Raw genomic sequence first — 25,301 nt, 5'->3', positions numbered from 1 at the left:
AGCCGTCGGACTCAATGCGCTCAGTTCTGCCGCGAGCACTTGTTGGGGTTGCCGACCGGATCGCTGCCGAAGGCGGCGGTGGTGCAGGCGATGCTGTTGCCCACGCCGACAAAGCGCAGCACCCAGTTGCCCTTGCGGCCATAGGCCACCCAGCCGGTGCCGGAGCTCACGCTGCAGGTGCCGTTCAGATCGGCGCACTTGCTGAAGCCGTTGGGGTAGTCGCCAGTGCCTGACAGGACCGGCGGAGTACCACCGCTCGAACTGCTGCTGGAGGAGCTGCTGGAGGAGCTGCTGGACGAACTTGCTGCTGTGCGACGCCCGGATACCGCAGGCGATTCGGTGACCACGCCGTTGGTGGTGTTCTTGATCCAGTACCAGTACTGCGTGCCGGCGACGGCGGTGGTGTCGCTGTAGCTGCGGATGCTGGCGCCAACGATGCCGATGCGGGTGCGGCCCGAGGGGTTGGAGTCCGTATCGCGATACACCTCTTGCGATGCCAGGGTCAGGTTGACCGGCGTCCAGCTCAGGTTGACGGCGCTGCTGGTGCCGCTGGCGGTCAGATTGATCGCTGCGGTGCCGCCGCTGCTCGACGAGCTGGACGAGCTGCTGGAGGAGCTACTCGAAGAACTGCTCGAAGAACTGCTCGACGAGCCGCCGGTGCCGCACTGCGGGGCCGTGGTCGCGAGGTTGGTCCCGGCGCCTGCGGTCGCGAACACCAGGCACTTCACCTGCGCGGCCGGCGCCACGGCCAGGCTGTAGCCCAAGGCTTCAGGGAAGGCGCGCGTGGTCTGCCAGTTGGTCGCATTGACGGTGTTGCCGCCCGGCGAGGACCAGGTGATGCCCGAGCCCACGAAGTTGTTGCGCAGGTCCCAGAAGCCGATCTGCGAACTGTCGCGCGAGGTCACCGGGTTGGCCACGTTCTCGAAGTAGTTGGCTTCAATCAGCGACACGCCGCCCATGCGGACGTTGATTCCCGAGGTCGTGATGTTTCCGAAGTAGTTGTTGACGATGTGGCTCAGGCCGAAGCGCTGCAGCGGTACGCGAGCCTGCACGTTCTCGAAGCGGTTGCGGTAATACGTGGTGCGCGCGCTGTTGTGGTCTGTGAAGCTGTCGGTGTGGCCGTTCAGCGCGACCTTCTGGTAGTTGTAGACGTGGTTGTAGGACACCGTGATGTTGCGCGCGCTGCGCTTGATGTCGATGCCGCCGTCGAAGCTGGCGTCACCGGCGCCGGAGCAGCTGGTGAGCGAGGCGAAGATGGTGTTGTGGTCGATCCAGATCCGCTCGGGAATGCGCCCGGCTCCGCGACCTTCCACCGTGATCGAGTCAGCGCCTTCACCGCCCGGCAGCAGGCCGATGGTCATGTTGCGGACGATGATGTTCTGCGAGTTGCCGACGATGAAGATGCCGAAGTTCGCGCTTGAACCATTGGCGCCCTGGATGGTGATGTCGCTCTTGTCCTTGATCTCGACGACGTTTGGATCCTTGCGCCACTGCGCGCAGGGGTCGGTGATGCTGGCGAAGTTGAACTGGCCGGTGTAGTTGATGACGAGGCCGCCGCTGCCGCTGTAGGCGTCGAGGGCGGCGCGCATCTGCTCGGGCGTGCTGACGTTGACCGCGGCGCGGCTGCCGCCGCCGGTGGTGCCGGCCGCGTAGCCCATGGCTTGAGCGCTGGCGGTGTTGCTGAGCGCGACGCTCAGTGCGAGTGGGCTGACGGCGAGCGCAAGCGCCCGAGCCAGCAATCGATTGCCGGTTTGCATGTTGATATCCCCGAGAAAGTGGTGCCCGTGGTTCGGGCTGAGTGGCCGCGTTCGAACGTTGTTGCCATCCTTGAGAACAGTTCGCCATCGGCGGGCACAGTTGACGCTCCATGACCACCGGTGTCAAACGGCAGTGCAACAGATGAAAAAAGCATATAAAACAGACTGATAGATGTCGTTCGCGCGTGCTTTGGCGGCGGTGCAAAAAACACGGGCGTGAATCTGTGAACTGACTGGCGAAGTGGACTGTGCTGGGGGTCAGATTTGGCGCGCGCAGAGTGCTGTGGCGTGCGTCGGTATCCGCACTCGAAGCTCATCCAGATAGTTCAGCCCCGTGCCGAGTCGCGCCTGAGTCGGCTCAGCTGCCTGAGGCGTCTTGCTGGGGCCGATCACCTGATTGCCGAACGCTTCGCTTGGGGCTGGCGCCGGAGCGATCGTCCAGCCTGCAAGCGCGTTCAGAGCGTCATCGCTGATCGTAGGCGCGGGCATGCTCCCCTTCAGCTGCCGCCGTGGGTGCGGCTTGCTGGGCCGCCTATCGAGATGGCACCCGGCGTGCCTGGCGGAGGTGCGGTCAACACCTCCGCCAGGGACACACTCAGTGCGTCAGTTCTGCCGCGAGCACTTGTTCGGGTTGCCGGCCGGATCTCTGCCGAACGCCGCGGTGGTGCAGGCCACGCTGTTGCCGACGCCGACGAAGCGCAGCGCCCAGTTGCCCTTGCGGCCGTAGGCGACCCAACCGGTGCCGGATCTCACCTCACAGGTCTCGTTCAGATCCGCGCACTTGCTGAAGCCGCTCGGATAGTCGCCGGTGCCCGACAGGGTCGGAGGAGTGCCGCCGCCCGAGCTGCTCGAAGAGCTGCTGCTGGAGGAGCTGCTTGATGAACTGCTGGACGCGGTGCGACGGCCTTGGACGGCCTGCGACTCGGTGACGACGCCGTTGGTGGTGTTGCTGATCCAGTACCAGTACTGGGTTCCGGCCACTGCGGTGGTGTCGCTGTAGCTGCGGATGCTGGCGCCGAGAATGGCGATGCGCGACCGACCCGAGGGGTTGGAGTCTGTGTCGCGATACACCTCTTGCGAACCCAGCGTGAGATTGACCGGGGTCCAGCTCAGGTTCACGGCGCTGCTGGTGCCGCTCGCCGTGAGATTGATCGCTGCCGTGCCTGCGCTGCTCGACGAGCTGCTGGACGAGCTCGACGAGCTGCTGGACGAACTGCTCGAAGAGCCGCCGGTGCCGCACTGCGGGGCGGTGGTGGCGAGGTTGGTGCCGGCGCCGGCAGTGGCCAACACCAGACACTTCACCTGTGCCGCCGGAGCGACCTGGAGGCTGTAGCCGAGCGCCTCAGGGTAGGCGCGCGTGGTGCGCCAGTCCGTCGCGTTGACGGCGCTGCTGCCGCCCGACCAGGTGATGCCGGGGCCGACAAAGTTGTTGCGCAGATCCCAGAATCCGACCTGACTGCTGGAGCGCGAAGTCACCGGGTTCTTGGCGTCTTCGAAGTAGTTCGCCTCGATCAGCGAAACGGCGCCCATGCGGACGTTGATGCCCGACTCGGTGACGCGGCCGAAGTAGTTGTTGACGATGTGGCTCAGGCCGAAGCGCTGCAGCGGCAGGCGAGCCTGCACGTTCTCGAAGCGGTTGCGGTAGTACGTGGTACGGGCGTTGTTGTGGGCCGAAAAGCCGTCGTCGTGGCCGTTCAGCGCGACCTTCTGGTAGTTGTAGACGTGGTTGTAGGAGAACGTCACGTTGCGCGCGCTGCGCTTGATGTCGAGGGCGCCGTCGAAGGTCGCATCGCCCGCGCCCGGGCAGCTGGTGAGCGTCCCGAAGATCGTGTTGTGGTCGATCCAGATGCCTACCGGGAAGCGGTCAGGATTGCTGGAGTCTCCTGAGACCGAAATCGCGTCGGAGGCCTCGCCGCCCGGTAGCAGGCCGAGCGTCATGTTGCGGATGATGATGTTGCGTGCGTTGCCAACGATGGAGAGGCCGAAGTTGGCGCTGGAGCCGTTGGCGCCCTGGATGGTGATGTCGCTCTTGTCCCTGATCTCGACGATGTTCGCCGGCTTGCGCCACTGCGTGCAGGGGTCAGGGATGCTGGCGAAGTTGAACTGGCCGACGTAGTTGATGACAAGTCCACCGCTGCCGCTGTAGGCGTTGATGGCTGCGCGCATCTGCTCCGGCGTGCTGACGCTGACCGGCGTGCGGCTGCCGCCGCCGGTGGTGCCGGAGGCATAGCCCATGGCCTGGGCGTTGGCGGTGTCGCTGAGCGCGAAGCTCAGGGCGAGAGGGCTGACGGCGAGCGCAAGCGCCCGCGCCAGCAATCGATTGCTGGTGTTCATGGTGGTATCCCCGCGAAAGTGGTGCCCACTGGTGGGCAAGGTTGCCCCGCTCGAACCGAATTGACATCCCTGCGAACAGTTCGACGCTGGCGGCGCACAGTTGACGCGTCGTGGCCACCGGTGTCAAACGGCAATGCAACAAAATGCAAACTCCATCAAATTAATGCTTTGGATGCGTTACCGGGGCTTTCGTTGCGCGCTGCAGAAAACACCGGTGTGAATGTCGCAGCCTGTCCCTGGCTGGCCTCGCCGCTGTCCACGGACAAGTTGCAGGCTTCTCCGAGCTGCCTGTCCGGCGAAGTTTTCGGTGAGGAGCACATAGGGGGCGGGCGAGCCCTAGCAGGCTGTTGAAAAGCGGCCTGCTAGGCCGGCCAGGGATGGCCGGGACGACGAAGCAAGCGCGTAAGCGATTGCTCTGTCGTGAGGTGGTACTGACCTGCGCTGGACCTCTGACTTGAAAAATTCCCCGGAAGGGAGTTTTTCAACCAGCTGCGAGCTCGGGTCCGCGCCCAGAAAAGCGCCTGGGGTTCAGCGTAGGACCGCAAGCACAGTTCTCCCCGGGCTCGACGAAAGCAGGCCTGCGTTTCCGGCGTGCGGCGGCAGGCGCTCTCGCGCCTGTCGCCGCGTCCGGCCGCACACGTCCCACGCTGTGAACGTTGCGCAGGCTCACGGGTGCCGCCCCCCAACCTGCCTCAGCCGCAGACGGCGCCCCTGACCGTGGGAATCTCCGCTGAGCTGTGGGTGCCCTGGAAGCCGAACTCCACGGTCTGACCGGGCTGGATGATCGCGTTCCAGCTCAGGTTGGAGGCGGAGTAGGGGTTGGCGCCCGACACGTTCGCGTTCCAGGTGCCCGTCAGGCGTGTGCTGCCCGCGTAGGTCCAGCTCACGTTCCAACCGCTGATCGGCGTGCGGCCACGGTTCGTGATCCGCACCAGTCCGGTGAAGCCGCTGCCCCAGTTGTTGGTGATGACATAGCTGCAGCTGGCGCCCGGCGCGGCGCTTGAGGACGAACTGCTGCTTGAGGAACTGCTTGAAGAGCTTGAGCCGCTGCGACGCGCCGACACCGCCGGGGATTCCGTCACGACCCCATTGGTGGTGTTCTTGATCCAGTACCAGTACTGGGTGCCGGCCACGGCGCTGGTGTCGCTGTAGCTGCGGATGGTTGCGCCGACGATGCCGATGCGGCTGCGGCCCTCAGGGGTGGCATCGGTGTCGCGATACACCTCCTGCGAGGCCGGGGTCAGGTTGACCGGCGTCCAGCTCAAGTTGACGCCGCTGCTGGTGCCGCTGGCGGACAGGTTGATCGCGGCCGTGCCGCCACTGCTCGACGAACTGCTGGAGGAGCTTGAGGAACTGCTGGACGAGCTGCTCGACGAGCCGCCCGTGCCGCACTGCGGTGCTGTCGTCGCGAGGTTGGTGCCAGCGCCTGCGGTCGCGAACACCAGGCACTTGACCTGTGCGGCCGAGGCGACCGGCAGGCTGTAGCCGAGGGCCTCAGGGAAGGCGCGCGTGGTCTGCCAGTTGGTCGCATTGACCGTGCCACCGCTGCCGCCCGACCAGGTAATGCCGGAGCCGACGAAGTTGTTGCGCAGCTCCCAGAAGCCGACCTGCGAGCTCGAGCGCGAGGTCACCGGGTTGGCGACGTTCTCGAAGTAGTTGGCTTCAATCAGCGACACACCGCCCATGCGGACATTGATGCCCGAAGACGTGATGCGCCCGAAGTAGTTGTTGACGATGTGGCTCAGGCCGAAGCGCTGCAGCGGCACGCGCGCTTGCACGTTCTCGAAGCGGTTGCGGTAGTAGGTGGTGCGGGCGCTGTTGTGCGCGGTGAAGCCGTCGTCGTGGCCGTTCAGCGCGACCTTCTGGTAGTTGTAGACGTGGTTGTAGGACACCGTGATGTTGCGCGCGCTGCGCTTGATGTCGATGCCGCCGTCGAAACTGGCATCCCCCGCGCCCGGGCAGCTGGTGAGCGTCGCGAAGATGGTGTTGTGGTCGATCCAGATGCGCTCGGGGATGCGACCTTCGCCGCTGCCGGAAATCGAGATGGAGTCCGAACCCTCGCCGCCCGGGAGCAGGCCGATCGTCATGTTGCGAACGATGATGTTCTTCGAGTTGCCGCTGATCGAGAGCCCGAAGTTCGCGCTGGAGCCGTTCGCGCCCTGGATGGTGATGTCGCTCTTGTCCTTGATCTCGACGACGTTCGGATCCTTGCGCCACTGCGCGCAGGGGTCGGTGATGCTGGCGAAGTTGAACTGGCCGGTGTAGTTGATGACGAGGCCGCCGCTGCCGCTGTAGGCGTTGATGGCTGCGCGCATCTGCTCTGGCGTGCTGACGCTGACGGGTGTGCGGTTGCCGCCGCCCGTCGTGCCAGAGGCATAGCCCATGGCCTGAGCATTGGCGGTGTCGCTGAGCGCGAGGCTCAGCGCGAGTGGGCTGACGGCGAGCGCAAGCGCCCGTGCCAGCAAACGATTGCTGGACAACATGGAGTTCTCCCCGAGTAAGTGGTGCCCGCAGAGGGGCGTGGCTGGCCACGCTCGAACTGAACTGCCGTCCCTGCCCACAGTTCGACCCTGGCGGCGCGCAGTTGACGTTGGCTGGCCACCGGTGTCAACGAGCAATGCAAAAAAGTGTAACGGGCTTCAAAAACAGGCTGTCCGCTCCGTTGGCCGATGCCGCCCGCATGCGTGTGCTTCGCTGCGCCGCGGCTTGGGCCGCCGTTCTGCAGATCTGTCGGCGAGTTCTCATGGGGGGCTGGGATGTCACCGCGTGATGCCTGTCCGAGGCTGCCTCGGCCTGCCCAACGGCCAGCGGCGTCGTCCTGCCTTTGCGGGCCCAATGCGCCGAAGCCGCCCCTGGGGGCGGCTTCGGACGGTGTTCGCTTTTCGATCGGGTCGCGCTTCAGCGGTTGCGCTGGAGGAGCCTCGCCCTTTGGGCCTCAGTCTGCGCGCAGGGTGATGGTGTCGAGCGCGCCGGGCGGTGCGGCGTAAGGTTCGGCCGCGCTGTTGGAGGCAATGAACTGCACCGGGACGAGAATCCGGCTGTCCACCGCCAAGCCGTCGCTGGTTGCCGGATTGAAGGACCAGCGCTCGACCGCATCGGAGGCGGCGCGATCCAACACGTCTGAACCCGCGCCGGCGACGATGTTCACGGTCTGCACGTTCCCGGTGGCGTCGATTTCTACCTCAAGCAGGGTGGTGCCCTCCTGGCCAGCGGCCTTGGCGGTGGCCGGATAGTCGGGAGGGCTCAGGCGACGGTAGCTGGGCGGCGTGCCGACGGCCTCTGCCTCGGATGCGGCGAGCTGCTCTTCGTCGAGCGCGAAGCGAATGGGTACCGTGATCCAGGCTTCGATCGCCTTGCCCGCGCGCTTGGCCGGGTGGAACAGCCAGTTCGAGGTCGTGTCGATCGCGGCCTGGTCGAGCAGTTCGCTGCCGGAGCTGCGGTAGACGGAAATCTGGCCAGGCGCTCCGCTGCTCAGCACCTGCACGTGCAGCAGCGTCTCGCCCTCGATCTTCTGCGCGATGGCTTCCTTCGGGTACTTGGCCGGCTGCAGCCGCCGGTAGGCCACCGCCGTGTCATCCCCCTGCGGCGGCTCGACGGCAACGATCGGTGCTGGCCGCGGCGCTGGCGGCGAAGGCGGTGTAGGGGGAGCCGGGGGGGCAGGTGGTGCGGAGGCAGATACCGCTGCAGGCGAAGCAGGCGGTGCCGGAGGGGCTGGCGGCGGTGGCGGCGCCGCGCCTGTAGTCGCCTTGGCCGTCAGAAGCAGACTGAACCGGCCAGCGTCGGGGCCTTCAAGCGCGATTCTGCCGGGAACGCCCTCACGCAGGCTGAGCTGCGGACTGGCCGCCAACGTGCCTTCGCGGCTGACGCGGCCCGACACATCGATCAGCCCCTGCTGGGCGCGCTCTGCCACGAGGTCGAAGGACCACTCTTGACCCTCTGGCGCTTCAAGCCGGATGCCGAACTCCTGTCCGGCCGGGGTGATGACGCGCGGGCTGTGAGTGGGGCCGCCGTCAATTGAGAGCTGCAGCTGGATGTCGAGCATCTCTGCATCGACGATGCGTGGTGTCTGCTGGGCCCAGGCGAGGCCCGCAACGCCAGTCCCCAGCGCGAGGCTCAGGGCGAAGCCGGCAGAAACTCGGATCAGCGAGGGCAATGGGCGAGTCAACATGGTGATGCGCTCCTTCAGTGGGTGCGTGCCGAAAGCAGCACAGGCCAACGGCGCCGCGGGGAAAGCCGTGGAACTGCCAAGCAGGGCTTCGCCGTAGCTGCGCCGACTTTGCGGATGCAGAGCCAGAACGCGGGCGTCGCAGGCCAGTTCCTGATCGAGGCGAAAGGCGCGCTGGGCCATGCGGATCAACGGGTTGAACCACTGCAGCGCGCACAGCAGCGCGATGCCCAGGTTCCAGTAGACGTCGCCGCGAGCGGCGTGCACGCGCTCGTGAGCCAGCACCAGAGTCTGCTGTTCGGGTGTATAGCGACGTTCGAAATCCGCGGGCAGCACGATCCGCGGGTGCAGTCCGATTACCGCGGGCAGACCTTCCCTGGCCTCGGCCTTCCAGAGACCCTCGCCAGCGGGCTGAAGCGACCCAAGACTGCGGCGGAAGCGACGCTGCTGCCGCACCAGCGCGATCAGCGCTGCGACACAGCCGATGAGCCAAACAAGGGTCAGCGCCAGCCCGACCCGAGTCCACGCTGGTAGCTCCGGACTTTCAGGCGCAGCCAGCTGAGCCAGGGGGCCGAAAGCGGCGCTTGCCCGACCCAGTTCGATCGCGGTGGGGGCGATCTGCGGCGCTGGCAGCAGCACGGCCAGGAGTGCTGCCGGCACCAGCCACCAAAGCGCATAGGCGGCCCGCGCGCCGAACAGCGCACGCGCCGGTCCGCGCAGCAGCAAGACCAGCAGACAGGCCGCGCTGGTCGCGAGCACGGCCTCCAGCGCTTCGCCGGCGAGCATCGTGAGAATCCCGCTCATGGCGCTCATCGACGGGGACTCTTGCTTGCGGCTGCCTCGCTGCGCTCAAGCAGCGCACGCAGGGCCTCACGATCTTCTTCGCTCAAGCCCTGCTCTGCATGGAACTGAGCGACCAGGGGTGCCAGCCGTCCGCCGAACAGGCGGTCCAGCAGGCTGCTGCTTTGCTGCCGCACCCAGTCCTCACGTTTGAGCACGGGCGCGTACAGATAGCGTCTGCCGTCGCGTTCGGCGCAGATCGCGCCCTTCTTCAGCAGGCGATTGAGCAGGGTCTTGATGGTGGGCTCCTGCCAGTCCTGCTGGTCGGCCAAGGCCTCGACCACCTCCTCAGCCGCTCGCGGGCTGGAGGCCCACAGCACTTCCATCACCACGGACTCGGCTTCGCTGATCTGCATGGCGTTTACTCCTGTAATCGGCAGCCTCAGATTACGCCTGTAAACGCTCGTGTCAACTCTCTCGGCAGTGCGCGATCAGAACGGAGCTGGGCTGGAGGGCCAGGGAAGGTCTGAGCCACTCCGTTCGCGAGTCGACCAAACCTCGAGAGTCCGGCGCCGGTCCGGACTCACTCGTGCTGGATCAAGCAGGTGCGCGCTCCATCCACGAGCACGCCGTTTCTGGCGCGCGGGAAGCTCCCATGAATCCGAGCTTCCTTAGGGCTGGTCGGGCCGGCGGAACACGACAAAGATCACGAGATCCTCGTCGCCCTGCTGTCGCAGCCCATGACTGCTGCCGCGGCGGGTGAGGATGGCGTCGCCCGGGCCGACCTCGCGGTAGTCGCCGTCGAGCATCAGCTCACCGCGACCCGAGAGCACGTAATAGATCTCGTCCTTGTCGTTCAGGTGTTCGCCAATGCTGGCGCCCGGGTGCAGGGCGCGCTTGCGGAACACCAGGTCGAAACCTTCGGCCTGCTCGAAGAAGGGGAAGGCCGTGGTCAGGCCATCCCCGCTGTGCGGGCCGGGCTGCTGGACGGCGATGTCGGCCTCGCGCTCGACGTAGGAGCCGGAGCGCTGCTCGGCTGGCGTTGCAGCAGAGCCGGGAACGACAGCGAATGTCGCGAAGAGCAGAGCGGATGCGATCGCCGCCATGCGCGGCAGCGGGCTCTCGGACGTCATCTGCATGCGCCGGTCCTTTGGTATCGAGCCTGCGCCCGAGTACGCCTCTATGCGGCTTGGCCTCAAGCGCCAGCTGGGTTTGCGATCCGGCCGGCGCCACCGTGCGCGTGCACGATGGCGCCGACAGCTAGCAAGCGGCTCTCGGAGCCTGTCAATTCAGGCCGCGGAGATAGGCCGCGATGGCCTCGTCCTGGCAGTTCGGGAAGAACAGCTCGGCGAACTTCTCGCCGGCGATCGCCGACTTCAGCAGGTCCTGATCGACCTCCTTCAGCACCGTCAGCATGTCCTTGCAGCTCGTCGCCTTGACCTGGGCGAGGATGCCGCGATTCTTGGCCATGATCGCAGCGCGTTCCTTCGGATAGCCCAGGCCGCGGGCGCCGTCGAACAGCTTGCGGTAGCAGTCCTGCAGGTTGAGCTCGGCGGCCCAGCCGAAACCCTTGGCATACGGCATCGAAATCGCGTTGCCGTCGTTGATCTGGCCGAACAGGAATGCGTCGGTGGGGTCGATTACCAGTCCGCAGAACACGCCAGGCATCGCATTGCAGGCGAGCATCGAACCCATGCCGGTGCCGCAACCGGTGACTACGAAGTCCGCCGCCTTCGAGTTCAGCAGGATGCCCGCCAGCAGGCCGTTCATGACATAGGTCAGCGAAGCCTTGTCCTCGGCCGAGTACATGCCGTAGTTGAACACGGCGTGGCCCAGTGGCTCGGCGACCGTCTTGAGTGCGGTGTGGATGATCTCGTTCTTGGCAGCCTGGCTGTTCTCGGTGATCAGCGCGATCTTCATGGCGATGTCCTATGGAAGTGGCCGCGCTCGGCGGCGCGGTTGAAGCAGACGTCGGTGCGCCTGTCGGTCAGCCCGGCGCGAGCGGGCGCCCAGTGCAACGCTCGCGTTGGAAACCTGATCGACAGGCGCACGGACAGGGAGGGTCGTCGGGCTCAGGGCAGCGTCAGCGCGCCAGCCATCCACCGTCGACCGGAAGTACCGTGCCGTGCACGTAGTCGGAAGCCCGCGAGGCGAGGAACACGGCCGCGCCGGCGAGATCCTGCGGGGTGCCCCAGCGAGCGGCCGGAATGCGCGCCAGGATGTCGCGGTTGCGCTGCTCGTCGGCGCGCAGCTGCGCGGTGTTGTCGGTGGCCATGTAGCCCGGCGCGATCGCATTGACATTCACACCCTTGGCCGCCCACTCGTTGGCCAGCAGCCTGGTGATGCCGGCCAGGCCGGACTTGCTGGCGGTGTAGGAGGGCACGCGGATGCCGCCCTGGAAGCTCAGCATCGAGGCGATGTTGATGATCTTGCCGCGGCCTTGGGCAATGAAGTGGCGCCCCGCCGCCTGGCTCAGGAAGAAGGCGGACTTCAGGTTGAGGTCGATGACTGCATCCCAGTCGGCCTCGGTGAAGTCCACCGCATCGGCGCGGCGGATCATTCCGGCGTTGTTCACCAGAATGTCGAGCCTGCCGAGGCTGGCCAGCGTCTCGCTCAGGATTCGCGGGATCGGCTCCAGCGAGGTGAGATCCGCCTGCACGAAGGCGAAGCGCCTACCCAGGGCCTGCACCTTGGCGCCGGTGTCGTCGGCGTTGGAGCTGCTGACGGCAGCGATATCGGCCCCGGCTTCCGCCAGCGCCAGCGCGATGCCCTGTCCCAAGCCCTTGTTGGCCCCGGTAACCAGTGCGACCTGGCCCGCCAGGCTGAAGGCATTGCCCATCGTGAACGCTCCTCGGATGAAACCGGCAAAAGTGGAGTCCGCACGGAAGACGCGACGCGTGCACTCCGGGGTCATGAATGACTACCGGTGTCATTGTGGCGGGGCTTTGCGGTCGGAGCAAGCCGTGGTGCAGCAAAGGCAGCGGGTCCGCTTGCCGCAGCGGGCCGCGAGCCATGCGCTTACTCGCTTACTCGCTTACTCGCTTACTCGCTTACTCGCTTACTCGCTTACTCGCTACCCGCAGCCCGCAGCCCGCAGCCCGCTGCCTACGGGCAGGGTGATCCCAGATCATTCCGGGACAGCGTGGGTCTTGCCCCACATCGACTGGGCGCCGTCAGCCGCCAGGACCGTATCGACCGAGCCGGTCGCTGCCCCAAGTGTTCGGGGCTCGGCTCACCGTTGCGTCTGCGTCTGCGTCTGCGCAGGCGCTGACATCCGCGAGAAGGTGCGCGCGCCTGAGCCAGAAGACGCGCGGCGCCGCGGCCCGGACGGCGCTTTACTCGCCCGAGCCCGGCACCAGCTCCAGCCAGTGGTTGGCCTCGCCCAGCAGCACCCAGGGCCCGTCCTCGCTCGGCCCGTGGCGCAGGCGCAGGCCCGCCGGGCCGCCGGCCTGGAAGTAGCTTAGATGCAGGTCGTGCTCGCCGGCTTCCAGCAGGGCGTAGCAGCGCTGCGCGGACAGCCCACGCTGGGCGGTGAAGGCGCAGACGCGACGCTCGTTGAGCGCAAGCGCGAAGCCATCATCGCTTTCGATCTCGAAGTGCAGCACCCGTGACTCGGGGACCCGCACGCGAACACGAAGGTCGATGAAGAACTGCTCGGCCGGACCGATCTTGCCGAGAACGGCATGGCGAAGTTCGCCCCCCTCGGCGAGATCCAGGCGGTCCACCCATACGGTGCTGCGCTCGGCCAGCACGCGTGGTTGGTCCAATTGATCGATCGGCACGGCGTTGCGTTCGATGACCAGCGGCAGCACGGCATCGACGCTGGGCGCGCGCATCAGCAGAGCCAGCAGCAGAGCCGCCGCGCAGAGCAGGCCCGACAGCACGGTGTTGGCGGGGTCGAGGCGCTTCATCGCACCGGCTCCAGCTTCCAGACCTGCAGCCAGGCCCGCCGTTCGACGTCGGCCTCGTCGATGGGCCAGCCGTAGGTGAAGGGCGCAAAGTACAGAAAGCCCGCCAGCACCAGCCCGGCATAGGCCGCCAGATTGATCCGCGGATGCCAGTCGCCGCGCAGCAGCGAATCGCGGAACACGTAGCTGAAGACCAGGCCGAGATTGACGATGCCAAACACCAGGGGCAGCAGGTAGTGGTAGAGGTACATCACCCGTTCGACCTGCAGCATCGAGATCATGTAGCCGAGGTAGAGCGCACTCATCAGCGCGATCCAGCCGAGCAGGCGGGTGTCCTTGGGCTTCAGCCCGAACACCGCCCACGAGGCGAGCAGCGCGAAAGACAGCAGCATGCCCGCCAGCACCGGCAGCCAGACCATCGGGTTGGTGACCAGGTAGGTGTAGTCCACCTTGGTCTGGCCGTCGACATCGACCTTGGCCCAGCGATAGTTGATGGTCTTGCCGCCCAGCGGCCAGTGCAGCGCCGGGCTGCCGTTCTCGCCGGGCTTGCAGGCATCGAAGCGCGGCACGCCGTCCGAGTATTCGGCGATGTAGCGCAGGTGGTCGCGCACGCCGACCAGGAAGGTCGAAGGTGCCGCCGACTGCTTCTGGTACAGCGCCGCGATGAACTCGGGAGACGCCTTGTAGATCCGACCTTCGATCACAGTGGGCGACAGCGCGATCTGCAGCCAGAACACGCCCAAGAACACGCCGCCGAGCCCGGCGATGGTGACTGAGCCGGTGGCGAGCGAGCGGCGCGCCACCGCGAGCGGGCGCAGGCTCGCGCGCTGACGCCACAGTTCGAGGCCCAGCAGCACGGGAGGCAGCAAGAGCAAAGGCGCGGCGTTGAGCTTCACCGCGAGCGCCAGGCCGAGGCTGGCGCCCAGCAGCAGGTAGTGGTGCAGACGAATCGACCCGCCGGCACGAACGCAGCGCGCAAACAGCCACAGCGCCAGCAGCACGAAGGGCAGCTGCACGCCCTCCAGCATGGCGGCGCGGCCGTGCGTGACCCAGGCGTTGTCGAGAGGAAGCAACAGGGCAAAGCACACGGCCACGGCGCGGCTGCGCGTGGCTTCGAAGATCAGCAGGTAGAGCAGGGGCGTCGCCAGAATCAAGCCAAGCACCGAGGCAAGGCGTACGCCCGCGAAGCTGTAGCCCGGCGGCAGCTGCGACTGGCTGGCGTGATCGGTGTGCAGCAGCGCGGTGGTGTCGAGCCCTTCGTTGGCGCCCACGGCGGCCTCGCCCAGGGCGATCAGCATCTTTCCGAGCGGCGGGTGGTTCTCCATGTACATCACGCCCGCCAGCTGCTTGTGCGCGGACGCAACGTGATAGTTCTCGTCCCAGAACAGGGACTCCGGCTGCCAGTAGCGCGTGCCGAAAGTGAGGATGGCGACCAGGCAGACCAGCAGCAGCGCTGCGCCGTCCAGGGCGTTGCGGCCCCAGGCCGCGCGCATTGAGTGAATCAGCCCAGCACCGTTCGCAAACCGCATAGCTGCCTCTCACAGATCCAGCCCATAAGAATCGCACATGTTGCAGTGCACGTTGACACCGGTGGCATGTGCTCAGAGGATCGGCTCCGCATCGCCGTTAGGGAGGCGCCTGGGGGGCGCCGGTGATGCGGATGAACCGCGCGTTGTGCCACGCGCTCGGCGGGCCTGACGCCCGCCGCCACCGAGATCTTGTCCATGCCGATGAGATCGCGTCCATCGCTCGGCGGCTGCGTCCCAGCACCCGGTCTTCCCGGGTTCGCATGCTGCAACACGGTTGGCCTTGCGCGCACCAGGAAGGCGCTCGTGAGGCTGAACTCGCGGCAGTGCCCAGACGGCACTGCCCTTATCCGGGGCGGCTGGGCAGTCTCTGTTCGGCGCTGGCCCTTTGGTGGAGAGAGCCAAATGTCGTTCCATCCCAACCGCCTCAGCGGGCGCCCTCTGCTGTGCCTGCCTTTGCTGCTGCTTCCCGCCTTCGCGCAGGCACAGGCCAATCTGCCCTTCGTCGACACCTTCGACGGCGCGACGACGGCCTCTCTGGTCACGCCCGAGTACCGCGCGCTGCCGGGGGTTCAACCTCCGCTGCAGATGTTCCATCGTCTCTCCGGCAGCGTGGCCGTGGTCGACGGCGGCGTCGCTCTGAATGGCGCGCGCCTGAGCATCGGCAACACCACACCCACCGTCACCACCGCGGCGGGAAGTGGCTTTACGGGCGTCTTCGGGCTTGGCGCCACCTGGACGGTATCGATGTGCCTGCGCTCGGCGGCGCTGGCCGATCCGGCGGTCGACAAGAAGTTCCAGGTCTACGTCGACAACAACAGCACCGGTCAGGCCAACTCTCCCCACGGCGGACCCTCGCGTCTGCTGAATCTCGACATTTCGACGCTGCAGCCGAACAGCGTGGTCAGCGTGACTTCGAGCCTCGGTTCGGCCAATTCCTTCGTGGCCCTGCGCACGGAGACCGGCGGAACGGTGGTGGTCGACAACCTCACGATCAGCCTTGGCGACGCGCAGTCGGCGACGCTCGCCAACTGCGACTCCAGCTCAAGCAGCTCAAGCAGCAGCTCAAGCAGCAGCTCAAGCAGCAGCTCAAGCAGCAGCTCAAGCAGCAGCTCAAGCGAGTCCAGCTCCAGCAGCTCCAGCTCGTCGAGCTCAAGCGAGTCCAGCAGTTCGAGCAGCTCAAGCTCGAGCGATTCCAGTTCATCAAGCTCATCAAGCTCCTCGAGTTCCAGCAGCGCCGGACTCAACCTCTTCGCCGAAGACTTCGACCTTGCCACCGCAAGCACCCTGCTGACGGCGGCCTATCGGAGCCTGCCGGATGCGCCCTCGACGGCGATGTTCGTCAGCAGCTCAACCACGCGCACGCGCATGCTCAACGGCGCCTTGGGCATCGAAGGCTTGGTGTTTGGCGTTGGCAACCGTCAGGCGTTCACCGCCACCACGGGGACCGATACGAGCACCAATGGCATCTTCGACCTGAGCCAGCCCTATACGGTGTCGTTCTGCTACGTGGGGCGGCGCGGCACAGACGGCACGCGGCGGCTGCAGATCCAGGTCAACAACAACACCAGCGGTGCCGCCAACTCGATTCACGGCACGGCCTCGCGCATCTTCAATCAGCCTCTGGGCGACCTGGTGCCAAACACGGTCTACAGCGTGACATCCAGCATCGGCACTCCGACCTCGTTCTTTGTGCTGCGCGTGGAGAGCGGTGAAGAGGCCATTCTCGACAACCTGCGCCTGGACCGCGGCAGCGTGGGCTCGGCGACCTGTCCGCCGGTGTCGAGTTCATCCTCCAGCTCGTCCTCCAGCAGCTCATCCAGCTCAAGCACCAGCTCAAGCAGTTCGAGTTCAAGCACATCGAGCTCAAGCAGCTCCTCGTCCTCGTCGACGCCACCGACGCCGGGCACGCTCAGCTGTTCGCAGGCCAACACCGTGCAGGGCTTCGCTTCTCTCGGCGGTGGCACGACCGGAGGCGCCGGCGGGCGCCAGGTCGTCGTGACCACGGGCGTCGAGCTGGCGGCCGCGCTCGCCGGACAGGTCGGCAATCCGCAGCCGCTGACGATCTTCGTGAACGGCGTGATCACGCCGGCGAACAGCGGCAGCGTCGTCAAGTTCGACGTCAAGGACATGAACAATGTCTCGATCATCGGCTTGCCCGGTGCCCTGTTCGATGGAATCGGCATCAAGATCTGGCGTGCGAACAACATCATCGTGCGCAACCTCACGATGCGCTTCGTCAATACCGGCGACAAGGACCAGATCAGCCTGGAGGGCCCGGCCAGCAACATCTGGATCGACCACAACGAGTTCTACAACTCCCTGGATGTCGACATCGACTTCTACGACGAGCTGGTCAGCGGCAAGGGCAGCGTGTCGAACGTGACGCTGAGCTATAACTACTTCCACGACAGCTGGAAGACCTCGCTGTGGGGCTCCAGCGACACCGATGGCTTCAACCGCACGGTCAGCTTCATCGCCAACCGCTGGGAGAACGTCAACTCGCGTCTGCCGCTGTTCCGCTTCGGCGAAGGGCACGTGCTGAACAACTACTACCGCAACGTGCGCGCTTCGGGCATCAATTCGCGCATGGGCGCGCGCATCCGCGTCGATGGCACCCACTTCGAAGACTCGCAGAACGTGGTGATCTCGCAGGACAGCCAGCAGATCGGCTTCTGGGACACCAACGGCGACAATCTCTTCCAGAACGTCACCTGGACTCCGCTGCCGACCAACTGCACCAGCAACCCCTGCGCCTGGGGCAATACGCCGGGCACGGTGCAGAACGGCGGTCAGATTGTGTCGACGACGAGCTACACGCCGCCCTACGCCTACACGGTGCTGCCTGTCGCCGAGGTCAAGCCGCATGTGCTGGCCAACACCGGCGTGGGCAGGATCGATGCCTGCCTCGGCTTTCCGGGCTCATCTTCCAGCAGCAGCTCCAGTTCAAGCAGCAGTTCCAGCTCCAGCTCGACCTCGAGCAGCTCCAGTTCGTCCAGTTCGAGCGTGCCGCCGCCGGCGCTGGCTTCGATATTCGCCAGCAGCTTCGAAGCGGGCGAGGGCGCCCTGATCGACGCGGCCCTGCTGCCCGTGGGCCAACCCATGCCGGCCAACATGGGCCAGCGCACCTACGCGGCGCCGACCGCCAACCTGCAGTTTGTGGCGGTGCCGCCGGTGCCTGTCCATGTGGATCACTACCGGAATCTTCCGGCCGACCCGACCGGAGGGGTGCTCAGCTTCGAGCGCGAAGCTGCGCCTGCGCTCGGCTGGATGGGCTGGAGCGAGTACGGCCCGGTGCGCGTCACCGGCGGCTCGGCGGCGGCGCCGGACGACGTCTACACCGTGCGCACCAAGGAAGAGCTGCTCGCGGCGCTGCAGCGCTCCGGCAACCGGCCGAAGATCATCCGCGTGCTCGGCGTGATCGATTTCCGCTTCACCAACGGTGTCTACGAGGAGTACACCAGCCAGGCCGATCAGGCGGCGGGCGGCACGGTGGTGATCCCGTCCAACACGACCCTGGTCGGCATCAACGATGCGCAGGGGCGTCCCGCGCGCTTCGCAGGCACGCAGATCGCGATTGGTCGGGAGTTTTCGCCCGTGCACGCGTTCTCGCCGGCGGCGCCGACGGCGCAGACCAATTTCCAGGCCTGGGTGAACGCCGGTCGTGATCCGGAGGAGTATCCCGGCTGGACCCGCAATGTGATTGTCCGCAACTTGGAGATCGAGACGCCCTGGGACGTGAACCCCGGTTCGGCGGACGCCGAGTACGACGGCATCGTGCTGGCCTGGGCGCAGCAGATCTGGATCGATCACGTCACCATCGGGCCGGGCCAGTACGACGGCGTCTACACGGCCACGCGCAGGGACGGCGCGCTGGATGTGGTGCGCGGCTCCAGCTACGTCACCATCAGCAACAGCCGCTTCTACTCCAGCGACAAGACCAACCTGATCGGCAACGCCGACAGCAGCCGGCGCTGGAGCGACGCTGGCCGCCTCAAGGTCAGCTTTGTCGGCAACCACTGGGAGTACAACCAGGCGCGCATGCCGCGGGTGCGCTACGGCCGCGTGCACCTCTACAACAACTTCTTCTCCGGCAGCATCGCTCCGGTGCCCAACCGCAAATGGGGCAATGGCATCGCTGTGGCCTACGAAGGCGATGTGCTGGCGCAGGGCAACTTCTTCCACGTGCTGGGTTTGAAGATCAACGCCAGCAACGAGATCTGCGGCAAGCTCGTCCATCACCACGGCAGCGCAACGGGCTTCCGCGGCGAGAACCTGTGGTTCCGCAGCGATGATCCGAGTGCGCTGATTGCCCAGCGCGTGGACAGCAATCTTGCCGGCTGCAGCGGCTTGCCTGCGGGCACCTGGACGCCGCCCTATGCCTACAGCGTCGAGACCGATCCAGTGAGCCTGGGCACGCGCATACCCGCCGAGGCGGGTGCGGGGCGGCTGCGCTAGCGCTTGGGGCAACGTTGAGGAATTCAGCGTTGCCGCGCGCCACGGAAGGCGCGCTCGCGGATCGAGCAGGCGAGGCCTGGTCCAGCGGAAGCGAGTCTGGCGACGCCGGACTCGCGAGCACGGATCAAGCTCAGGATGGACGTGATCCATGTTGCCTGAGGCGGAATTGCGAATGCGGAAACGCAAGAGGCGGGCACTGGGCCCGCCTCTTGCGAAGTCGAAGCTTGGAAGCCCGCGTTCCGGCCCTAGATCGCCGCGCGCAGGCCCAAGCCGGGCTCGCCACGCGCCGGCTGCGGGCGATGCGGCAGCAGATCGGGGCCGAGCAGACGGCCGATGCGCGAGAAGACTTCGTCGCGCGAGAACGGCTTCTTCATGAAGTCATCTGCACCGATGCGCTGCAGGTAGAACTGCTCGGTCGCCTGTTCGTTGCCGCTGATCATGATGATCGGGATGTTGCGGGTGTTCTCGGAGCGGCGCAGGTGGCGCAGCGCTTCGAAGCCGCTCATGCCGGGCAGCACGATGTCGAGGAAGATCAGGTGCGGGCGCTCGGCTTCGGCGATCTCGATGCCGCGCTCGGCGTCGTAGGCCTCGCGGGTCGCGAAGCCGTTCTGCTGCAGCATGCGCCGCAGCACGGTGACGATGGTGGTGCTGTCATCGATGATCAGGAAGCGCGTATCTGGCCGCGCCTGCTGGCGAGGACGCAGGCGGCGCTCGACCCCTTTGTCCTCATTCCCGAACAGACGCTTGAACAGTCCGACTCCACTCATGACCCGCCCCTACAGAACTCCAACGTGACGTGGATTGTCACGATTTGTGATTCGGTGACGCAAGGGGTCTGTGCGAGACAGTTTGTGACAAAGCCCCGCAAGTCCGGAAACTCGTAGGCCGAAAGTGAGGGGTGGTTCGCCTTTAGCAGGCTGTTGAGAAACAGCCTGCTCGCCCGGCCAGGGATGGCCGGGACGACGAAGCAAGCGCGTAAGCGATTGTTTTGTCGTGAGGCGCTACGGACCTGCGCCGGACCGCCGACTTGAAAAACTCCCCGGAACGGAGTTCTTCAACACGCTGTTAGCCCGGCCGCAGCGAGACCACATCCGGACTGAGCACGAGGCGCAGGGCATCGAGGCGCGGCCGCGCCTGCGGCAGCGCGGTCAGCAGTTCGGCATGCTCGCGCTCCAGCGAATCCACCTCTTCCGCGCGCACCGCCGGGTTGATTCGGGCCAGTCGCTTCAAGCGCGCGAGTTCGCCGCCCAGCAGCTCCTCGGCCTGGCCCAGGGCCGTCTCGATGCGCTGCTCGGCCTGCGCCTTCGCCAGCTTCTCGGCGGCGCCCAGCATCGGCGGCAGCAGGGTGGTCAGCAGCTTGCGCTGGCGCGACAGGTCGATCGGCCTGTCGCCCGAACTGCGCAAGGCGCGCGCGCCGGGCACGTAATCGAGGCGCGGCTGCAGGCGGGTGTCGACGACGACCGTGAGCGGCAGCGGCGGCAGAAAGCGATCAACGTGCAGATCAGCTTCCGCCACACATTCGAGCACGTAGACCGCTTCCAGCAGCAGGCTGCGCGGCGGCAGGCTGTCGTCGACGAGCGCGGCGGCGTTGCCGGTCTCGGACGAGAGCAGCAGTTCCTCGGCGTTGAGCAGCATCGGGTGATCTGCCCGCAGGTAGAGCAGGTCATCGCGGGCCAGGGCGCGAGAGCGCGAGAACGTGGCCTGGCGGGCGCCCCCCTTCAGCTCTTCGAAGGCGTCCAGAGTGACGTACTCGGGATCGAGCAGAACGATCTCGTGGCCCTGCGGCTCGTTGTGGATGCCAAACTGCTCCAGTAGGCGCAGCGGATAGTCCTCGATGGTGGCGGCGATGTCGTCGAGTTTCAGCGCCTGCAGCAGGCGGCCGTCGCTGGCGGCGCGCTGGCTGGACAGCTCCAGCAGGCGATCACGGCCGCGGTGCACCTTGTCAGACAGTTCCGCATGGACCGTGCGGGTGTCGGCGATCAGAGCCTCGACGCCGTTGTCGCTCGGTGTCTCGAACAGGTTCAGCAGCGGCGGCCCGAAGCGGCGCAGCAGCTCGCGGCCGTCGGCACAGACCTGGCGGAAGGCGTCGAGGCCCTCGTCATACCAGCGCAGCAGCAGGTCCTGTGGGCTGCCTTCGACGGCGCAGGCGTGGATCTGCACAGCGCCCTGCTGGCCGATACGGTCCAGGCGGCCGATGCGCTGCTCCAGCATGTCTGGATCCAGCGGCAGATCCCACAGGATCAGATGCTGAGCGAACTGGAAGTTGCGGCCTTCGGCGCCGACTTCCGAGGCGATCAGCAGACGTGCGCCTTCGGGATCGGCGAAATAGGCCGCTGCGCGGTCGCGCTGCAGCAGATTCATGTCCTCGTGGAAGCGCGCCACCGGCAGCCCCGAGCGCAGGCGCAGGGCTTCGTCTAGCGCCTGCACCTTGGCGCGCGAGCGGCACAGCAGCAGGGCCTTGGCCGGCGCGATCGTCTCCAGGCGCTTCAGCAGCCACTCGAAGCGCGGGTCGCGGGTGTAGTCGTGCTCGGGCTCGTGGTGGCCATGCGCAACCGCGTCGGCCAATGCTTCGGCGCGCAGGCGGCCGGGTAGAGAGGGGTCTTCGCTGGTGTCCGGGATGCGTTCGAGGTGGGGAATGCGCTCGGGGAAGCCGCCGACGGCGGCCCGGCGATTGCGGATCATCACGCGCCCGGTGCCGTGACGGTCGATCAGGGCTTCGACCAGCTTCCAGGCGGCGGCCTCGTCGCCCGCCTCGATCTTTGGCAGTGCGGTCGACAGCGTCTGCGGCTCGTCGTGGAAGAGCTCTTCCAGCAGCTTCAGACCGGCGGCGTCGGGTGCGCGCGCTTCCAGCAGCGCTTCGGTGACCTGTGAGAGGGCGAGATGCCGGTCCGACTCGGCGATGAAAGCGTCGAGGTCGGCATAGCGCGCGGGGTCCAGCAGGCGCAGGCGTGCGAAGTGGCCGCTGCGGCCCAGCTGTTCGGGCGTGGCGGTCAGCAGAATCACTCCCGCGGTGACGCGGGCGAGGCCCTCGACCAGGCTGTACTCGCGGCTCGGCGCGTCTGGCGCCCAGGCCAGATGGTGGGCCTCGTCCACCACCAGCAGATCCCAGCCGGCTTCGAGCAGCTGCTGGGCGCGCTTCTTCGAATGCGCCAGCCAGTCGACCGAGGCGATCACGCACTGCTCGTCCTCGAAGGGATTGCGGCTGGCATCGACTTCGGTGATCGATTCGCAGCGCTCCTCGTCAAACAGGGCGAAGCGCAGGTTAAAGCGGCGCAGCAGCTCGACGAACCACTGGTGCACCAGGCTCTCGGGCGTCAGCACCAGCACGCGGCGGGCGCGGCCGGTGGCCAGCTGCTGCGCGAGGATCATGCCGGCCTCGATGGTCTTGCCGAGGCCCACTTCGTCGGCCAGCAGCAGCCGCGGAGTGCGTCGCTCGGCGGCCAGCTCGGCCACCTTCAGCTGGTGCGGGATCAAGTCGATACGTGCGCCCAGCACGCCCCAGCCCGGGTGACGGCGAGCGTCGGCGCGGCGGCGCAGAGCTTCGCGGCGCAGCTCGAAGGCCGGGCTGCGGTCGACGCGGCCGGACAGCAGGCGCGCATCGGCCTGTGAGACCGGCTGCTCGGGGTCCAGCAGGCCCTCGTGGATCTGCCGGTCGCCGACGCCATACACGTAGAGACCGTCGGCCACGTCCACGCTCTCGACGGTGTACTCGACGCCCTCCGCGCGCAGACGCTCGCCGATGCGGAACTCGGCGCGCGACAAGGGGGCGGTGTCCATCGCGTACTGGCGGACGACGCCGCTGCCGGTGAAGACGATCTGCACGCTGCGGCCGATAAGGCGCATCACCGTGCCCAGGCCGAGCTCGGGCTCGGCAGTGGACAGCCAGCGCTGTCCGGGGACGAAGGGAGAATTCATCCGCCCAATTCTACGCCCGAAGCCAAGCCCGCCAAAGTCGAGACACGTCGGCCCTTCGGCGCCGTGCTTCACCGCCGGGCCGGCCTGTGCGATGCTCCGCGGCCGCCCGATGGGACCTGTCGTCCCAGGCGAGGGGCCGGATGCTGCGCCATCGAGAGCGCAGCCGGTCCGCGACACGCGCGGCACCCGATGGCCGGGGCCGCAGCCGTCCGATTCCGCTTCCGGCGCGGTTCGTCCGCGCCCGCGCTCCCGACGGCCCTTTGAAGAACACTCGACCAGGCCTTTCAGGAATTCCGCATGTCTCCGATCACCGTCAACGCCCGCATCTCCCCGCGCGGCGGCCTCGATGTCCTCTCGCGCAGCGAAGTGAGCCGCCTGCGCGACGCTTCCAAGGGTGGCCTGCATGAGCTGCTGCGCCGCTGCGCGCTGGCCGTGCTGACCTCGGGCAGCACGAGCGACGATCCGCGCGCCGCGCTGGAGCGTTACCCCGACTTCGAGATCGAAGTGCAGCAGCAGGATCGCGGTGTGCGCCTTGAGCTGCGCCACGCCCCGGCGCAGGCCTTCGTGGACGGCAAGATCATTGCCGGTGTCGCCGAGCTGCTGTTCGCGGTTGTCCGCGATATCGCCTACGTCTCCACCGAGATCAGGGACTCCGGCGAGTTCGATCTGGCGAACAGCCAGGACATCACCAACGCGGTCTTCGAGATCCTCCGCAATGCGCGCGTGCTGAAGCCGAACGTTGAACCCAACCTGGTGGTGTGCTGGGGCGGTCATTCGATTGCGCGCCACGAATACGAGTACACCAAGCACGTCGGCTACGAGCTCGGCCTTCGCGACATCGACATCTGCACCGGCTGTGGCCCGGGCGCCATGAAGGGGCCAATGAAGGGCGCGGCCGTGGGTCATGCCAAGCAGCGCCGCTACCAGAACCGCTACATCGGCATCACCGAGCCGGGAATCATCGCCGCCGAGTCGCCGAACCCGATCGTCAACCACCTGGTGATCATGCCGGACATCGAGAAGCGCCTGGAGGCCTTCGTGCGCGTCGGTCACGGCATCATCGTGTTCCCCGGCGGCGTGGGTACGGCTGAAGAGATCCTCTACCTGCTCGGCATCCTGCTGCATCCGGACAATGCCCACCTGCCGTTCCCGCTGGTGTTCACCGGGCCCAAGGAATCGGCGGCCTACTTCGAGCAGATCGACCAGTTCCTGCGGCTCGCGCTGGGCGATGCCGCGGCGGAGCGCTACAAGATCATCGTCGACGACCCGCGCGAAGTGGCGCGCTACATGGAGCGCGGCCTGGCCAAGGTGCGCGAGCACCGGCTCGACACCAAGGACGCGTTCTTCTTCAACTGGGCACTGAAGATCCAGCCGGAGTTCCAGCACCCGTTTGCACCGACCCACGAGAACATGGCCGGTCTGAAGCTGCACCGCGACCAGCCGGTGCACGCGCTCGCCGCCGATCTGCGCCGCGCGTTTTCCGGCATCGTCGCCGGCAACGTCAAGGAAGAGGGCATGCGCGCCATCGAAGCCCACGGCCCCTACGTGATCGACGGCGAGCCCGAAATCATGCGCGCCCTGGACGCCCTGCTGCGTGCGTTCGTCGAGCAGCGGCGGATGAAGATGAGCGGGGAGTACAAGCCCTGCTATCGCGTCGGCTGACGCCGACGCGATGGGATTCGGGATTGGGGATTCGGGATTCGTCCGACGGGATGTCGGTCGAGTCCAGCCTTGGGGTGACGCTCCGCCAGACCGCCCGTAGCGCTTGAAAATGCCGGGCTCATGGCTGCTCAGGTCGACGCGTGCCGGAGAGGGGCTCCAAGGTCTTGCCGCGGCAGCCGATGCGGCTCTTGCGAATCCCGAATCCCGAATCCCGAATCCCGAATCCCCAATCCCCAATCCCCAATCCCCAATCCCGCCGCGAAGCGGACTCAGTCGCCGCGGATGATCCCCGGCCCCTTGCCCGCCGTCTTTTCGTAGACACCCTTGCCGATCTTGCGGTACTGGGTGAAGCCGGCGTCGCCGATCTTCTTTTCCTTCAGCAGGTGGGCGCCGCCGATGGCCAGCGCGGGCGCACCGATTTGCTGCCGTACGGGCGCGCCGCACTTCGGGCAGTCCTGGAGCGGCGGCTCCGAGAGCTTCTGCAGCACGTCGAAGCCGTCTCGACAGTGCGGGCAGCCAGCATCCCCGCTGGCGCGGTATTCGAAGATGGGCATGGCGGTCTCCGCGGGTTCGGTCCACGGCAGGGTGGGGTGCGCCGATGCGCGAGGCAAGCGGCGGAGGTGTCGCGCAAACAAAAAACCCCGCTCGACGGCGGGGTTGCTTGCTTCACGCTGGCGCGGATGGTCGGGGAGACAGGATTTGAACCTGCGACTTCTACGTCCCGAACGTAGCGCTCTACCAGGCTGAGCTACACCCCGATCTGGGCGCCGCGTGAGAGCCGCGCATCATACGGGCC

General features: G+C 66.6%; 12 protein-coding genes, 1 tRNA gene and 4 pseudogenes. 2 read left to right on the top strand and 15 right to left on the bottom strand.

Annotation, left to right across the window (positions count from 1 at the left end; all coding sequences use genetic code 11):
- Nucleotides 1-20: 20 nt before the first annotated feature.
- The 11 genes and pseudogenes from H4O13_10715 to H4O13_10665 form a co-directional block, all read right to left on the bottom strand.
- A pseudogene (locus tag H4O13_10715) lies at nucleotides 21-302 on the bottom strand (hypothetical protein).
- Between the two features lie 378 nt (nucleotides 303-680).
- Nucleotides 681-1,757, bottom strand: a pseudogene (locus H4O13_10710) (polysaccharide lyase family 1 protein).
- A gap of 1,254 nt (nucleotides 1,758-3,011) precedes the next feature.
- Nucleotides 3,012-4,091, bottom strand: a pseudogene (locus H4O13_10705) (polysaccharide lyase family 1 protein).
- 1,406 nt (nucleotides 4,092-5,497) lie between these two features.
- Nucleotides 5,498-6,574, bottom strand: a pseudogene (locus H4O13_10700) (pectate lyase).
- Between the two features lie 452 nt (nucleotides 6,575-7,026).
- Nucleotides 7,027-9,060 carry a TonB family protein gene (locus H4O13_10695; protein ID MBE5315859.1) on the bottom strand — a complete coding sequence of 678 codons (2,034 nt, stop codon included), beginning with the start codon at nucleotides 9,058-9,060 and terminating at the stop codon, nucleotides 7,027-7,029.
- A gap of 5 nt (nucleotides 9,061-9,065) precedes the next feature.
- Nucleotides 9,066-9,452, bottom strand: a complete 387-nt coding sequence (locus tag H4O13_10690; protein ID MBE5315858.1) for a BlaI/MecI/CopY family transcriptional regulator — start codon at nucleotides 9,450-9,452, stop codon at nucleotides 9,066-9,068.
- Nucleotides 9,453-9,707: 255 nt separating this feature from the next.
- Entirely contained in the window at nucleotides 9,708-10,175 is a 468-nt protein-coding gene (locus H4O13_10685) for a cupin domain-containing protein (GenBank protein MBE5315857.1), read from the bottom strand.
- 145 nt (nucleotides 10,176-10,320) lie between these two features.
- Nucleotides 10,321-10,956, bottom strand: a complete 636-nt coding sequence (locus H4O13_10680) for an RpiB/LacA/LacB family sugar-phosphate isomerase (protein ID MBE5315856.1) — start codon at nucleotides 10,954-10,956, stop codon at nucleotides 10,321-10,323.
- A 163-nt stretch (nucleotides 10,957-11,119) separates the two neighbouring features.
- A complete protein-coding gene (kduD, locus tag H4O13_10675) occupies nucleotides 11,120-11,875 on the bottom strand; it encodes a 2-dehydro-3-deoxy-D-gluconate 5-dehydrogenase KduD (GenBank protein MBE5315855.1) in 756 nt (251 codons plus the stop codon).
- A 496-nt stretch (nucleotides 11,876-12,371) separates the two neighbouring features.
- Nucleotides 12,372-12,947 (bottom strand): hypothetical protein, encoded by a 576-nt coding sequence (locus H4O13_10670; GenBank protein ID MBE5315854.1) that lies wholly within the window; start codon nucleotides 12,945-12,947, stop codon nucleotides 12,372-12,374.
- Nucleotides 12,944-14,437 (bottom strand): phospholipid carrier-dependent glycosyltransferase, encoded by a 1,494-nt coding sequence (locus tag H4O13_10665; protein ID MBE5315853.1) that lies wholly within the window; start codon nucleotides 14,435-14,437, stop codon nucleotides 12,944-12,946. The genes H4O13_10670 and H4O13_10665 overlap by 4 nt, the downstream gene beginning before the upstream one ends.
- Nucleotides 14,438-14,875: 438 nt before the next feature.
- Between H4O13_10665 and H4O13_10660 the strand changes: the two genes are divergently transcribed.
- A complete protein-coding gene (locus H4O13_10660) occupies nucleotides 14,876-18,928 on the top strand; it encodes a hypothetical protein (GenBank protein ID MBE5315852.1) in 4,053 nt (1,350 codons plus the stop codon).
- A gap of 245 nt (nucleotides 18,929-19,173) precedes the next feature.
- On the opposite strand, the gene H4O13_10655 is transcribed toward H4O13_10660, so the two are convergent.
- Nucleotides 19,174-19,695 carry a response regulator gene (locus H4O13_10655; protein MBE5315851.1) on the bottom strand — a complete coding sequence of 174 codons (522 nt, stop codon included), beginning with the start codon at nucleotides 19,693-19,695 and terminating at the stop codon, nucleotides 19,174-19,176.
- Nucleotides 19,696-19,993: 298 nt separating this feature from the next.
- Complete coding sequence (gene rapA / locus H4O13_10650) at nucleotides 19,994-22,843, bottom strand: RNA polymerase-associated protein RapA (GenBank protein ID MBE5315850.1); 2,850 nt, start codon at nucleotides 22,841-22,843, stop codon at nucleotides 19,994-19,996.
- A gap of 297 nt (nucleotides 22,844-23,140) precedes the next feature.
- Here rapA and H4O13_10645 point away from each other — a divergent pair, with 297 nt between their 5' ends.
- On the top strand, nucleotides 23,141-24,505 hold the full coding sequence (locus H4O13_10645; GenBank protein ID MBE5315849.1) for an LOG family protein: 1,365 nt from the start codon (nucleotides 23,141-23,143) through the stop codon (nucleotides 24,503-24,505).
- A 269-nt stretch (nucleotides 24,506-24,774) separates the two neighbouring features.
- On the opposite strand, the gene H4O13_10640 is transcribed toward H4O13_10645, so the two are convergent.
- Nucleotides 24,775-25,059, bottom strand: coding sequence for a zinc ribbon domain-containing protein (locus tag H4O13_10640; protein MBE5315848.1), 285 nt, complete (start codon nucleotides 25,057-25,059; stop codon nucleotides 24,775-24,777).
- A 127-nt stretch (nucleotides 25,060-25,186) separates the two neighbouring features.
- Nucleotides 25,187-25,263: transfer RNA gene (locus H4O13_10635), tRNA-Pro, on the bottom strand.
- Nucleotides 25,264-25,301 lie beyond the last annotated feature (38 nt).

Source organism: Lysobacterales bacterium (assembly GCA_014946745.1).
In the GTDB taxonomy this organism is placed as follows: domain Bacteria; phylum Pseudomonadota; class Gammaproteobacteria; order Xanthomonadales; family Xanthomonadaceae; genus Aquimonas.
Note: the sequence above shows the minus strand (reverse complement) of the source record. Positions and strands in the feature narration are given on the sequence as shown.

What these genes read in the sequence shown, in the direction of transcription:
- H4O13_10695 (MBE5315859.1), bottom strand. Translation starts at nt 9,060, where the DNA reads ATGAGCGGGATTCTCACGATGCTCGCCGGCGAAGCGCTGGAGGCCGTG.
- H4O13_10690 (MBE5315858.1), bottom strand. Translation starts at nt 9,452, where the DNA reads ATGCAGATCAGCGAAGCCGAGTCCGTGGTGATGGAAGTGCTGTGGGCC.
- H4O13_10685 (MBE5315857.1), bottom strand. Translation starts at nt 10,175, where the DNA reads ATGCAGATGACGTCCGAGAGCCCGCTGCCGCGCATGGCGGCGATCGCA.
- H4O13_10680 (MBE5315856.1), bottom strand. Translation starts at nt 10,956, where the DNA reads ATGAAGATCGCGCTGATCACCGAGAACAGCCAGGCTGCCAAGAACGAG.
- kduD (MBE5315855.1), bottom strand. Translation starts at nt 11,875, where the DNA reads ATGGGCAATGCCTTCAGCCTGGCGGGCCAGGTCGCACTGGTTACCGGG.
- H4O13_10670 (MBE5315854.1), bottom strand. Translation starts at nt 12,947, where the DNA reads ATGAAGCGCCTCGACCCCGCCAACACCGTGCTGTCGGGCCTGCTCTGC.
- H4O13_10665 (MBE5315853.1), bottom strand. Translation starts at nt 14,437, where the DNA reads ATGCGCGCGGCCTGGGGCCGCAACGCCCTGGACGGCGCAGCGCTGCTG.
- H4O13_10660 (MBE5315852.1), top strand. Translation starts at nt 14,876, where the DNA reads ATGTCGTTCCATCCCAACCGCCTCAGCGGGCGCCCTCTGCTGTGCCTG.
- H4O13_10655 (MBE5315851.1), bottom strand. Translation starts at nt 19,695, where the DNA reads ATGAGTGGAGTCGGACTGTTCAAGCGTCTGTTCGGGAATGAGGACAAA.
- rapA (MBE5315850.1), bottom strand. Translation starts at nt 22,843, where the DNA reads ATGAATTCTCCCTTCGTCCCCGGACAGCGCTGGCTGTCCACTGCCGAG.
- H4O13_10645 (MBE5315849.1), top strand. Translation starts at nt 23,141, where the DNA reads ATGTCTCCGATCACCGTCAACGCCCGCATCTCCCCGCGCGGCGGCCTC.
- H4O13_10640 (MBE5315848.1), bottom strand. Translation starts at nt 25,059, where the DNA reads ATGCCCATCTTCGAATACCGCGCCAGCGGGGATGCTGGCTGCCCGCAC.